This window comes from Gelidibacter maritimus, assembly GCF_014062315.1.
In the GTDB taxonomy this organism is placed as follows: Bacteria; Bacteroidota; Bacteroidia; order Flavobacteriales; family Flavobacteriaceae; genus Gelidibacter; species Gelidibacter maritimus.
Window position 1 is genome coordinate 140,196 of the sequence record NZ_JACGLT010000004.1, and the last position, 13,335, is coordinate 153,530.

Annotated in this window: 10 protein-coding genes; 1 reads left to right on the plus strand and 9 read right to left on the minus strand. The window is 36.6% G+C overall.

Translation table 11 applies throughout. The annotated features are described in order from the left end of the window. Position 1: 1 nt before the first annotated feature. From folE to H3Z82_RS06800, 7 genes are all read right to left on the minus strand, one after another. Positions 2-700 (minus strand): GTP cyclohydrolase I FolE, encoded by a 699-nt coding sequence (gene folE / locus H3Z82_RS06770; protein ID WP_182203991.1) that lies wholly within the window; start codon positions 698-700, stop codon positions 2-4. 86 nt (positions 701-786) lie between these two features. Beyond that, positions 787-1,224: a hypothetical protein gene (locus H3Z82_RS06775; protein ID WP_182203994.1), complete on the minus strand. Its 438-nt coding sequence runs from the start codon at positions 1,222-1,224 to the stop codon at positions 787-789. 207 nt (positions 1,225-1,431) lie between these two features. Continuing rightward, complete coding sequence (locus H3Z82_RS06780; RefSeq protein WP_182203997.1) at positions 1,432-2,856, minus strand: SDR family oxidoreductase; 1,425 nt, start codon at positions 2,854-2,856, stop codon at positions 1,432-1,434. Positions 2,857-3,135: 279 nt separating this feature from the next. Next, on the minus strand, positions 3,136-3,543 hold the full coding sequence (locus H3Z82_RS06785; protein ID WP_235982393.1) for a response regulator: 408 nt from the start codon (positions 3,541-3,543) through the stop codon (positions 3,136-3,138). Next, positions 3,527-7,303, minus strand: a complete 3,777-nt coding sequence (locus tag H3Z82_RS06790) for a PAS domain S-box protein (RefSeq protein ID WP_182203999.1) — start codon at positions 7,301-7,303, stop codon at positions 3,527-3,529. Before H3Z82_RS06790 ends, H3Z82_RS06785 begins: the two co-directional genes overlap by 17 nt. Before the next feature lie 229 nt (positions 7,304-7,532). Further along, positions 7,533-8,843 carry an ABC1 kinase family protein gene (locus H3Z82_RS06795; protein WP_182204001.1) on the minus strand — a complete coding sequence of 437 codons (1,311 nt, stop codon included), beginning with the start codon at positions 8,841-8,843 and terminating at the stop codon, positions 7,533-7,535. Further along, complete coding sequence (locus tag H3Z82_RS06800) at positions 8,844-9,500, minus strand: TetR family transcriptional regulator C-terminal domain-containing protein (protein WP_182204003.1); 657 nt, start codon at positions 9,498-9,500, stop codon at positions 8,844-8,846. It lies immediately after the preceding gene. Positions 9,501-9,723: 223 nt separating this feature from the next. Here H3Z82_RS06800 and H3Z82_RS06805 point away from each other — a divergent pair, with 223 nt between their 5' ends. Continuing rightward, positions 9,724-10,569, plus strand: a complete 846-nt coding sequence (locus tag H3Z82_RS06805) for a DUF2911 domain-containing protein (RefSeq protein ID WP_182204006.1) — start codon at positions 9,724-9,726, stop codon at positions 10,567-10,569. Between the two features lie 59 nt (positions 10,570-10,628). On the opposite strand, the gene H3Z82_RS06810 is transcribed toward H3Z82_RS06805, so the two are convergent. Both H3Z82_RS06810 and H3Z82_RS06815 read right to left on the minus strand, forming a co-directional pair. After that, positions 10,629-11,609, minus strand: a complete 981-nt coding sequence (locus tag H3Z82_RS06810; RefSeq protein WP_182204023.1) for a Gfo/Idh/MocA family protein — start codon at positions 11,607-11,609, stop codon at positions 10,629-10,631. Next, entirely contained in the window at positions 11,596-13,287 is a 1,692-nt protein-coding gene (locus H3Z82_RS06815; RefSeq protein ID WP_182204026.1) for a sodium:solute symporter, read from the minus strand. The genes H3Z82_RS06810 and H3Z82_RS06815 overlap by 14 nt, the downstream gene beginning before the upstream one ends. Positions 13,288-13,335: the final 48 nt, after the last annotated feature.

Genomic DNA, 13,335 nt, shown 5'->3' on the forward strand with positions numbered 1-13,335 from the left:
GTTAATCTTTTAAATAGTTTTGCAATTCGGCGATTTTTTCCGGTGCGCCAAACTTTCCACCGTAATATGAGGTAATTGTTGTTGAGGACTCATCCTTAATCCCTCGTGAGGAAACACACAAATGTTTAGCGTCAATAATGACGGCAACATCTTCAGTTCCTAAAATATGTTTCAAATCTTCTGCAATCTGATTGGTCAAGCGTTCCTGAACTTGTGGACGCTTAGCATAATATTGAACGACACGATTTAGCTTTGATAATCCAATGACTTTACCTGAAGAAATATAAGCTACATGAGCTTTTCCAAATATGGGAACAAAATGATGTTCGCAGTTGGAGTGGAAGCTAATGTTTTTTTCTACCAACATTTGATTGTATTGATAGTTATTATCAAACAGTGTTATTTTTGGTTTATTTGCTGGATTTAACCCAGAAAAGAGTTCATCAACATACATCTTTGCAACCCGGTTTGGAGTTCCTTTTAAAGAGTCGTTAGTGAGGTCCAATCCTAACACATCCATAATTTCTTCAAATAAATGCGCAATGCGTTGTTTTTTCTCAGTATCAGAAAGCGCAAAGGCATCAGATCTTATTGGTGTTTTCAACCCGGTATATAAATGGTCGTTTCCAATTTCAGTGGCATTGAAATCCTCGATGAGTTGATTGACTTTAAAAATTTTCAAATCTTTTTCTGGAATCATGTCGTCTTTTTTATGTGCTGTCTTCAGAATTTAGATTCCAGAGCAAAGCAACGTTTGGAATTGGAAATTAATTTTTACGCTAATTATTATTGAAATGATGGGAGCGTATGGTATTCAGCTTCATATTTTACCTTTTCATTCAAAAGTTTGTCAAAAAAACCTTTGTTCTCTCTAAAATTTGAGTTCGCCCTGAAATTGATAAATTTTCCTTCAGCATGAATACTACTGCCATTACTGCTTTTATTAATGGCCAATTTATAATACGGTATGACCCAAGTGTAGGTATTTAATCCTTTATTAATTCTGACCAATATTCCTACTGGGCGCATCTCCAAATTGGCATAATTAACATCCGGTACGCTATTGAGATAATTATTCATGTTTGGACTCACTTCATCAATGATCATACGCTTGGAACCCGTTCCTTTCATCATAATGGATTGCCAAAAACTGTATGGTTTACCCACCAGATCATTGATGAGCGCTTCGTGCTTTTTATTGGTATATGTGGTGTTCAAAATCATGCACTAAATATAGTTAAAATAAATATGCGTTTACAGTTACAGCCAAAACATTAAACAATAATTAACACATTGCAAGCATATTTTGTTGATTATAGATTTTGTGGGAAACAGATATCCAAATAAGTGCTAATATCCACGATGTTTAGATTTTGGTAAGACTGATTTCAACACGCGTTCCATCAGTAAGTTTTGAATTTACATCAACGCCTAAGTTTCCACTAATTTATTAATCATTCCTCTGAAAATAAAACCATGAAATGGCAATACACTATACCAATATAATCGACCCGCCAATCCATGTGGTCTAAAGGTGGCAGTTTGTTTTAATAGTCCGTCTTCAATTTTGAATTCCAGCCATGCTTCACCAGGAAGTTTCATTTCGGCATAAAGCAATAGCTTACGTTCTTTTTTATCACTGAAAATCACACGCCAGAAATCCAATGCATCACCAGCATTTAATTCTGAAACATGCGTTCTGCCACGTCTCAAGCCTATACCACCAAATAACTTATCGAGATGGCCTCTTATTTTCCACAAATAGTTTCCATAATACCAACCTGTAGAACCGCCAATGGACCAAATTCTATTAATGGTTTTGTCCATATCATTTACCTCACGCTCTTTGTAGTCAGTGAAGCAGCCGTACGTGGGGACATTAATATATTTATGCAGACTGCTTTTGAGTCCGCCGCTACTTACCATCGCATCTTTCCAACTAGATACAATACTGTTTTGCTCAATCTTCTCAAATGCCAAATCCACAGCCTCTCGATAACTAATGGGATGAACATCAAGCAACTCATTAATATTGCTTTTTTTACCAATAATTTGCACCCCCATACTATCTACTAAAGAAGTTGCCAGTTTGTACGACGTAGAGGTCACAAAATAAAGCCAGTAGGAGGATAGTTTTGGAGTCATGATCGGGACCGTCAGAATGTAGCGCTTCAAATTTCGGATCTCAGCAAACTTGAGCAACATCTCCTTGTAGGTCATGGTTTCTGGACCAAAGACGTCGAAACTCTTGTTATAAAGCGCTTCTTTGCCTTTGGCTCTTGATAAAAATGCCAGTATATCTCTAACTGCCAAAGGCTGTGTTTTGGTCTCCAACCATTTTGGAGCGATCATCACCGGCAATTTTTCAACCAAATCTCTGATAATTTCGAAAGAGGAACTCCCTGATCCGACAATAATGCCCGCTTTGAATATGGTAAGCGCATAGTTTTCTGAGGCCAATAGTTCCTCAACCTGTTTCCGCGATTTTAAATGCTTTGAGAGACTTTCCTCATTAGTAATGCCACTTAAATAAATGACCTGTTTTACACTGGTCTTTTCAAAATAGGTCTTAAAGTTTTTAGCACAAGCCGCCTCCAATTTTGCAAAATCGTCTGACGTACTGGACATGGAGTGAATTAAATAATAAGCAACATCAATATCTTTGGGAATGTTTTTAAGTGTCTCGGGTTTTAGAAAATCGGCCTCTACAATAGAGATATTAGCATGGTCCTGAAGGTTCTTATCTGCCCTCAAGGTATCGCGGACAGGACAAATCACGTCGTGACCTTCATTGATGAGAATGGGGATTAATCTTTTTCCGATGTATCCTGTAGAACCAGTAACGACTATTTTCAAATGCGTATATTTTTGTTAAATATACGACATGTTTAATAAAAAATTCTAAATGTTAAACAAAAAAATGAAGATCATGTGTTTTGGGTTTCTTCGGTCCCATGCACACGGAGAATTCTACAAGGCGTAAATATGTAATTATCTCCATAATTGCGGCACCTGCAGAGTGTTAAAAGCTGTCACTAAGGTGTGAGGTGAGAGTGCGCTTTAACATAGGGACTTCTGTAAAAGTTGAATGTTTTGTTTTTGCAGGTGAAGTGATTAAACTTATCTATGTCGAAATTACGATCGATTTTTCAATTCTTCCATCAGTTCTTGGACTTTGGCCAAGGAGAATGGTTTCACGATATATTTATTGACCTTTTCATAGCTTTTTGCTTTATTGATATCCCGACTGTCCACAGAAGAGCTGACAATATAAATAGGAATATTATTTGCAAGAGGAATTTTGTCGAGTTCATCCAAAAACTGCCACCCGTCCATAACCGGCATATTTAAGTCTAAAAATATAACATCCGGCAAATTGGTGTTCGATTCTAATTTTGGCAATAACTGATCAAAGGCATCCTTTCCATTTTTATAAACCAGAAAATTGAGTGAAATCTGCACGGTTTCCAACATTTTCATGGTTCCAAATCTGAAAATGGGGTCATCGTCAATAATACAAATGGTTTTAATTTTTTTCATCATTAAAATATAAAGTGAACGTACTTCCGATATTAGGTTGGCTTTCAACATCTATCCGTCCGCCCATGGCTTCCATTTGATTTTTACTAATAAATAACCCAATACCTCTAGCGTCTTTATGCTCATGGAATGTTTTGTACATGCCAAAAATCTTTAAACCATTTTTATCTAAATCGATTCCCAAACCATTGTCGGATATGCTAAGATACGTATGACCATTTCTTTTTCCAGTATTTATCTCAATTTTTAATAGTCGGTATGGCGATCTGTATTTTATAGCATTGGTGAGTAAATTTAGCAAAATACTGTCCAAATAGGACGGCACTGCATAAACCATATCGTAATCGTTGATTTTTATAGTGAGCTCGGCATTAATTTGATCTAAAGTAGATTGAATGTTTTCGATGGATTTATAAACTCGCTTTTTTAAATTCTGCGGAACTAAAGTATCTTTTATCAGATTGTTAATTTCGACAATTTCACTTAAATGCTGTACCGTTTCGTTCATATTGTCAGAAGCTGACTTAATATGGCCGAAGAGTTCATTGTTGCAACCTTGGTGATCGTTGAGTTCAATCAACTCTAACAGCATCGACAAATTTCCGGTATGAGAACGCAAATTATGCGATACAATATGAGCATAATTTTGAAGTCTATTATTATGCTCTTTTAAGCTTTCTGTCAGAAGCTTTTTGTCCGTGGTATTACTGACTTGTAGCACTAAATGGGTGGTTTCGCCCTGATCATTTTTAACAGCTGAAATGGAAAGGTTTGCCCAGATTAATTTTCCGTCTTTATGGAAGTAACGCTTTTCCTGTTGAAAACTTTCACGCTCCCCATGTAAAACTTCCTCTATAAGTTCGCTCGTAAGATCTAAGTCTTCTGGATGGGAGATGGCACTCTTTTCAATATCGATCATTTCCTGTTCTGTATAACCGAAAGTTTCACAGATTACTGGATTGACCTTGATGATTTTACCGTTTAAGTCCAAAAGGGCCATTCCAATGGGTGCATGCCAAAAGGTTTGCCTAAATTCCTCCTCCCGAAGTACAATCTCAAGCTGTGCCATTTTGAAATCGTCAATATCCTGTATCAGTCCGTGTAGCATATTACAGGATCCATCCTCAAAATCAGAAACACCCAACATGCGCATCCACCTAATGCCCGAATTTGTATTCAATTGGATCTCCAGATCAAAATTAACGCCTTTTTTAATGGCATTGTTAACCAAATTGAGCAGATGTTCCTGGTTTTCTGGAAGAATATATTGTTTGATAGCATCTGTAAAAGATATGGGGGTATAATCTGTTGTACCAAGCAATCGACCAAGATTAGAGTTCCAGAACAAGAGTTTTGTTTCTGGATCTATTTCCCATGAACCTATTTTAGCCAAGGTATTTGAGCGCTCTAAACTATCTTTGTATTTTTTTAAAAGTATTTGATTCGTTTTAGTTTCCGTAATATCCACCACTTGAGCTACCATGTGTGTAAATTTATTGAAGTCGTTTTTAACTGCAGAAACTGATACGTTGGCCCAAATAACACGACCGTCTCTATGTAAAAAACGTAAATCGTCAGTAAAATTGTCTGACGCACCGTTAATCAAATTATCCATTAATTCGATATTTCTGTCAAGATCTTCACTTAATGAAATATCTTTAATTCCGATTTCAAGCATTTCATTCATGCTATAACCAAAAATTTCACAAAGACTTCTGTTGACATTATCCGCCGTACCATTAAAGTTGATGATTGCCATACCCGCTTTGGCGTGATTAAATGTTGTACGCCACTGCTCTTCTTTAACAGTGATGGCTAGTTGCGCTTTTTTGATATCATTGATATCCTGGATAAGACCATATAATCTAGTGCATTTGCCATCTTCAAATTCTGAGATGCCGACCATTCGTATCCATTTTCGCTTTCTGCCATCTGCTTTGACAAGAACTTCAAGATCAAAATTGACCCCTTCTTTTAAGGCTTTGTTGAGTGCATTTTGTAAGACTTCCCTTTGAGGTGAGTTGCCAACGAAGAAATCGATGGACTCTAAAAACGTAGGAACTAAGTTATCTCTGGTATTAATGATTTTGCGTAAAGACTTACTCCATTTTACAGTATAATCATCAACGTTAATTTCCCAAGAACCAATTTTCGCCATATAATTTGAGCGCTCAAGTAAGTTTTGATAATCGGTCAACAGAATTTCATTTTTCTTTCGTTCTGTAATATCTTGAACCTGAACTACAAAATGCGTGATTTTATTTAAGTCGTTTTTAACGGATGAAACTGAAACATGCGTCCATATAGTCGAACCATTCTTATGAATATAGCGTTTATCGATTTTAAAGGTCTCTCGGGTTTTTTGTACAAGCTCATCAATAAACACATTGGAAATGTCACTGTCTTCAGGGTGTGTGAACTTATTAAAGTTATTTTGTAATAGTTCTTTTTCACTGTACCCAAGACATTCACATAACACCTTATTGGCGCGAGAAATATTTCCTTGCAGATCAATTATAGCCATGCCTACAGGAGCATAGGAAAATGTTTTTCGAAACAATTCCTCTTTTATGGCTAGATTTTTTGAAGCTATTGCTTTTTTATGGATGTTTTGGAAGAAACCATATAAACGAATACACTTGCCATCCTTATGTTCGGTCACACCAATAGCTCTGGTCCACATATAGCTATCGTCCGAGGTTAAAACTTGGACTTCAATATCGTAATTCTGGCCGTTTTCAATGGCGTTTTCAATGGCGTTTTGTATTTTTTGGCGACTTTCACCAGGCTTAAAAAAGCTAATGGCATCTTCAACGCTTGGCTGGTAGGTTGTAGGAACACCAAACATGGTTTTTATTTCATCACTCCAATCAACTTGATTGGTGTTTAAATCAATTTCCCATACGCCAATTTTTGCGACTTTATTGACCCCTTCTAAGAGTTCTTTATATTTTGATAGTTGAAATTCATGTCGCTTTCTATCGGTAATTTCGTAAAGTATGCCTTCTAAACGCTTTGGTTGATTGTCTTTGCTGAAAGTGGTAACCTTTCCAATGGAGGTTACCCAAACCCAATGTCCATTTTTATGTTTGATTCGGTATTGATTACTGAAACAGGACGATCGAGAATTTATGTGTTCTTCGAAGATTTCTTGGGATGCCAAAAGATCATCTGGGTGCATTAAGTCTCTCCATGTTTCAAGAGTCAATTGTTTTAACTCATCAGTGGTATAACCAATGGTTTGAGCTAAACTTTCGCTACTGTAAGTTTCTCCGGTAATTATATCGCACTCCCAAGTTCCAATGCTGCTATCGCTAAGGATCTCATGTGCTTTTTTTTGTTGATGAATGATGTCCAGTTCCGCAGCCCTTTTTTTGGAGACGTTTTTAAATGCAATAAAAACAAATTGATGCGTGCTCTGGCTATGGGGTGAAAAATAGATATGACATTGCAACCAAAGCAAAGTCCCAGACTTATGTATTATCCTTAGGTCGTCAGCAATACTGACTTTTTTATTACCGCAAAGACCGTTAAGATGATCGCTAAACCTTTTTCGATCGTCCGGATAAATAATGCTATCCCAAGTTAATTTTTGATCAGACTCATACCCGAGTAGGTTCTTAAAACTTTTACTAATGACAAAATCATAAATATTTGATTTTTCTGTAAACCAGACACCGTCGTATAGATCTGAACTGAATAGATCATAAATGGTTGAATCTACAAGTGAAAATTGTGCAGTTTGGGGGCTTTTATCGATCAAATTAATTCGTAATTTGGTAGGTACATCCTAATTTGGTAGTTTTCAAGGGGTAAAGATATCTAATCTTGGTCTGAAAACAATGAAATTACAATAAATTAACCAAAAAGACAAAACAGCACGTTTAAAGTTAAAAGTCAATTAATTACAGCTATGGCAAGCCAATAGACCACTGCTAGGTTATTTAATGGATAGATACCAACGCGTTTTTTTAAGAAAATGACTTCAATGATTATAGGCTCTTAAAATTATTGATTTTAATGTTATTTGCCTTTAAATCGAACATCAGATTATATAGGCCAAAAAATGTGCGGTTCATGTAAATAAAGTGCTTAGAGCCTCTATTGCCGTTCATTTTTCTTAGTTCCGTACTTTTTGAATACCGTTGTCCCAATTCTGTGATCTTTCCAAAGAATTCAGTATCAGAGAAATCAAAGGTTTCTGCATGAAAAGGCTGGGTGAATAAACTCAATAATTCGTGGAACATCTCCGAGAAAAACAGCACTTCTTCTTTTGAATCATCTTCACGCAGAATCTCCAATTGATATAATTTATTCATAAAAAAGGTCTTATCTGTAATGTTTGCAGGTTTTGCCAATTCAAAATAAGGTTCGTAAAAATCGTCGGGAATAGTTTTCATGCAACCAAAATCAAGCGCGACAAGGTTGTGGTCTTCAGATACCAAAAAATTTCCGGGATGTGGATCGGCGTGGACTTTCTTGAGTTTATGGATTTGGTACATATAAAAATCCCAAAGCGCTTGGCCCAGTTTATTGGCCGTTTTCTGATCCGTATTTTGGGCCTTAAATTCTGAAAGATGCTTACCTTCCATATAATCCATAGTAATGATTCTTTCAGAGGATAATGCCTCATAATATTGAGGAAACAAAAGATTTGGAATGTGTGCACACGCTGCAGCAATTTCTTTGCTCTGCTCTAACTCCAAAATGTAATTTGTTTCCTCAATAAGCTTTCCTTCAACTTCCTTGAAGTATTTGTCAGAATCCTTACCCTTGATATTGAACATTTTCATGGCAATGGGTTTTACAAGTGCTAAATCAGACGAAATACTATCGGCAACTCCTGGATATTGGATTTTCACAGCAAGTTTTTTCCCGTTTTTTTCTGCAATATGGACTTGTCCAATGCTTGCAGCGTTTACAGAAGTTGTGTTGAAGGAGTCATATAATTCATTTGGCAACTTGCCAAAATAGGTTTTAAAAGTCTTGATCACCAAGGGTGGCGATAATGGAGGTACTGAAAATTGTGCTAAAGAGAATTTCTCCACATAGGCTTGAGGCATAATGCTTTTTTCCATGCTCAACATTTGTGCAACTTTCAAGGCGCTCCCTTTAAGTTGCTTTAAACTGTCATAAATGTCCTCGGCATTGTTTTCGTTTAACTTTGACCGTGCTTCATTTTCAGTTTTGGTGATTTTATCGCCGTAATATTTAAGGTAATTAACACCAACTTTAGCACCGGTAGACACCAATTTTGAAGCTCTTTGAATCTTTGATGTGGGAATTTTATCTAATGTCTTCATTTAACTCATCTGAATTTTTTCTTTAAAAAGAAATTTACCAAGGTCAATCACACTTTTTAAAGGCGCAATATTTAGTACGTCAAAACTGGTGTTGACTGATTTTTCAATAAATACATCAGTTTTTTCGAATGAAGCCGATGTGTCATCCATCCAAAATTTTATGGTCAACAATAATTGCACCCATGCCGATTCTTGTAAGGCACGATGTTGTAATTTATCCATACGCTCCTCTTTAATATCTAAAGTCTCAATATCTAAACCAGCAATATATGAGGTAAAACTCTTTTTTAATTCGGATAAAACTGAGACATTTTTTAAGGCGTTCTTATGTTGTTGTAGAGCAAATAACACATAACTTCTATTGGCAGTCAAATGCTCGAAAAACGTAAAATAAAAACTTAACAATTTGTGGCGAGCATCATAATTCTTGTAGTCGTCACTAGCATTCAACAGCTGAAGTGAGGTGTCAAAAAGTACACGAAAGATGTGTTTTTCAACGGCCTCAAAGCTGCCAAAATAATTATAGAATTTGGATTCTTCAAAGTTGTTGGCTTTCGCAAAGATGTAAACTGATTTAGGTGGCGCATTATGTTCTAAAACATAATCCATATAAAACGTAATGATATTTTGAGCTGAGATATTTTTCTTTTTAGCCATGAATGTGATTTTGACGCAAAGATACGCTATGTTTAATCTTTATTGCATAATATTAAACAAAATTTAACATGGATTTATGAGTTTCAGTTATCGATTTAAACCGATGCGCTTCAGTATTTTAGCTGTCCTTTAGGTTTTAATTTAAGATTTCATTAACAATTGAGGGTTTTAAAAACTGTAATTTTACCTTCAGAACAAAAAATCAACTAAAAAATAAATTATTATGAGAAAAATTATGCTGTTTCTTAGTGTTTTAGGAATGACCTTTTCACTAAATGCCCAAATTCAAACCCCACAACCAAGTCCATTTTCTAAAATAGAGCAAAAGGTTGGAATGACAGATGTCACATTGGAATATTCTCGACCGAATGTAAGATCCCGTACTGTTTTTGGTGATTTGGTGCCTTACGGGAAAGTGTGGCGTTTGGGAGCCAATGAGAATACAAAAATTACGTTCAGCACTGATGTCAGCGTTCAAGGAAAAGACCTGAAAGCTGGTACTTATGCGCTTTTTGCTATTCCGAATGAAAATAATTGGGATATCGTATTTTATTCAAGTGCTCAAAATTGGGGAGCCCCTCAAGTGTTAGACGAGTCGAAAATTGTAGCTAAGGTTAAGGCTGAAACTTATCCGCTACCGATAGATATTGAAACCTTCACTATGGGCTTTGATGATTTGTCAAGTACTGGTGCCACTCTTGGGATGATGTGGGCTAATGTATATGCTGGTGTGAAATTTGAAGTGCCTACTGATAAAATAGTTGCGGCTTCAATTGATAGAGTGATGAATGGTCCTAAAGCTGGTGATTATTATGCTGCGGCGGTGTACTATTTTCAAGAAGGAAAGGATATCAACCAAGCTAAGACATGGATTGATAAAGCAATGTCAATGATGCCTAATCCAGCTTTTTACCAATTGAGACAGCAGTCTTTAATATATGCTAAAGCAGGAGATAAAAAAGGAGCGATTGAATTGGCTAAGAAATCTTTGAAGGCATCCGAAGAGGCCGGTAATCCTGATTATATTAAAATGAATAAGGATTCGTTGAAAGAATGGGGCGCTAAATAATTATAAGGTCCGCATAATATAGAGCATAGCCCCACAAAATCTTGTGGGGCTATCTATTTTCAATCGTATTTTAAATCAATAAGATACCTGATATCATCTAAAATAAACATCAGTTCCCTGCTAAAATCATAGGTCATGATCGGGCTTTCGGTTTTCTTTTTTCGTAACAATTCATTAAAATGCTCCGTCTCGTAGCTGTAACCGAGGGTGTTACATTCAAAAGTATGTGTAGTCTGTTTACCGTTATGGGTAATTGTAACTGTAGACGGTCTATGGAACTGACCATTGATTTTAATGATGCCCTTTTCACAATAAAAAATAGCCTCTGTGGGTGTTTTCTCTAAAAAGGAACTCTTTAAAAATGCTTTGACCCCATTATAATAATTAAAAATAATCTTACAGGAAGCATCTACGCCATTGTCAAAAAATCGCGCTTTTGCTTCCACATCAACAGGTTTTCCCAAAGTAGATAAAGCTGTAAAAACAGGGTAAATGCCTATGTCCAATAGACTGCCGCCTCCAAGCGATTTGTTAAAAACCCTCGAATGCATATCCATTTTTGGTTGAAACCCAAAATCCGCTTCCAGTTTATTGATAGAGCCATACTTACCAGTGAACAATTCCTTTAAGACAAATTGATAGTGTGGTAGAAAATAAGTCCATAAAGCTTCCATGAGCAACACGTTGTTGGCCTGTGCGACAGAAATCATTTCTTCAACTTCTTTTGAATTCATGGCCAATGGTTTTTCACACAAGACTGCTTTTTTATGATTTAAACATAAAATGGCGTATGCTTTATGAAAACTATGTGGTGTAGCAATATAAACAGCATCAACATTGGGGTCGGCCGCCAAACTTTCATACTTGCCATAAGCTTTTGTGGCATTGTGTTGTTTAGCAAATGAATTGGCTTTTTCCTGATGCCTTGAGGCCACGGCATAGAGCTCGCAATGTGCAACAGTTTGGAGATCGGTAGCAAACTTATTGGCAATTTTACCAAGTCCGATAATGCCCCAGCGTATGGTTTTAGGCGTTTTCATTTTGTTGTGGGTTCATAAATTGAAGTATAAAAGCAATCCCGATGACTAATGCACATCCGAATAAATTTAACCATAAATACGGCATCCAATCGTACCACCAACCTATAATAACAATGGCTTGAGTGATTAGAGCGGCCATAAATACGGCATTACCTTTAATGTATTTAAAGAAGAATGCCAATAGGAATATCCCCAAAACATTACCGTAAAATATAGAGCCGATGATATTGACCAATTGAATTAAATTATCAGCTAAATAGGCGACACTTGCAATTAATATGGCTAAACTTCCCCAGCCTAAGGTAAACCATTTAGAGGCTTTTAAATAATGATTTTCATCTTCGTCCTGTACAAAACTACGTCTATAAAGGTCCATGGTTGTGGTTGATGCCAAAGCGTTGAGCTCACTGGCAGTGCTTGACATGGCGGCACTTAAGATAACTGCCAACAACAATCCTATTAAACCTCGAGGCAAATTATTTAGTATAAAGTGGATGAAGACGTAATCTTTATCATTGGTTTCTACGGCTAAGGTCCGTTCTTGATTTGCTTTCCCAATCAATTCCTTAGCTGCCTCTCTGTTGGCTCTATCACCCATATTAAGTGATGCAATCTGTTGAGCAATAGCTTCTGATTTGTTTTCAGCATAAGCACTCATCAAACCCTTTTTCTTTGTAAAAATTGCATCCTGCTCATTTTGCAATTGAACATAGTCTTCAACGTAGGAAGAATTCATCACGGTATCTGTCGCTGCTGGATTGAAATTAATTGGCGAGGTGTTAAATTGATAAAATACGAAAACCATCACCCCAACCAATAAGATAAAAAATTGCATCGGAACCTTTAGCAGGCCATTGAAAATTAAACCCATTTGCATTTCCTTTACGGATTTTCCTGAGAGATAGCGTTGCACCTGACTTTGATCGGTTCCAAAATAGGAGAGGGCCAAGAAGGTTCCACCAATAATACCACTCCAAAACGTGTAGCGATTGTTAAAATCAAATGAGAAATCGAGGATGTCCATTTTTCCACTGGCACTAGCAATCTCTAAAGCGTTGGTAAAGGTGATGTTTTCAGGCAGGTAGCTCACAATTAGAAAGAAAGCGATAAACATGCCGGTAAAAATAACCGCCATTTGATGCTTTTGGGTGATGCTTACTGCCTTTGTGCCTCCAGAAACGGTATAAATAATAACCAAAATTCCTATGATAATAATGAGAATATTCAAATTCCACCCTAAAACGGCGGATAGAATAATGGCGGGTGCATAAATGGTGATGCCGGCCGCCAATCCGCGCTGGATCAAAAATAAAATAGCGGTTAAGCTTCTGGTTTTTAAATCAAAACGGTTTTCCAAAAACTCATAAGCTGTATAGACTTTGAGTCGGTGATACAAAGGAATAAACACCAAACAGATGATGATCATGGCAATGGGCAATCCAAAATAGAATTGAACAAACCCCATACCGTCATGAAATGCTTGACCTGGAGTGGACAGAAATGTAATGGCACTGGCTTGGGTTGCCATTACACTTAGGCCGATAGTCCACCATTGGGCCTCATTGCCGCCTTTTAAATAATCTTCAACATTTTTATTGCTGTGTCGCGTTTTCCATGTACCATAAGCAACAATGGAAATCAGCGTTCCAATGAGGACAATCCAATCTAATGTCTGCATCTTAGAAGGATTTCATAATAAAATAAAAAAGGACGATATATACAGCAT

Excerpts from the sequence above, each read along its gene's own strand:
- H3Z82_RS06775 (WP_182203994.1), bottom strand. The coding sequence starts at position 1,224 with ATGATTTTGAACACCACATATACCAATAAAAAGCACGAAGCGCTCATC.
- H3Z82_RS06795 (WP_182204001.1), bottom strand. The coding sequence starts at position 8,843 with ATGAAGACATTAGATAAAATTCCCACATCAAAGATTCAAAGAGCTTCA.
- folE (WP_182203991.1), bottom strand. The coding sequence starts at position 700 with ATGATTCCAGAAAAAGATTTGAAAATTTTTAAAGTCAATCAACTCATC.
- H3Z82_RS06810 (WP_182204023.1), bottom strand. The coding sequence starts at position 11,609 with ATGAAAACGCCTAAAACCATACGCTGGGGCATTATCGGACTTGGTAAA.
- H3Z82_RS06785 (WP_235982393.1), bottom strand. The coding sequence starts at position 3,543 with ATGATGAAAAAAATTAAAACCATTTGTATTATTGACGATGACCCCATT.
- H3Z82_RS06805 (WP_182204006.1), top strand. The coding sequence starts at position 9,724 with ATGAGAAAAATTATGCTGTTTCTTAGTGTTTTAGGAATGACCTTTTCA.
- H3Z82_RS06815 (WP_182204026.1), bottom strand. The coding sequence starts at position 13,287 with ATGCAGACATTAGATTGGATTGTCCTCATTGGAACGCTGATTTCCATT.
- H3Z82_RS06800 (WP_182204003.1), bottom strand. The coding sequence starts at position 9,500 with ATGGCTAAAAAGAAAAATATCTCAGCTCAAAATATCATTACGTTTTAT.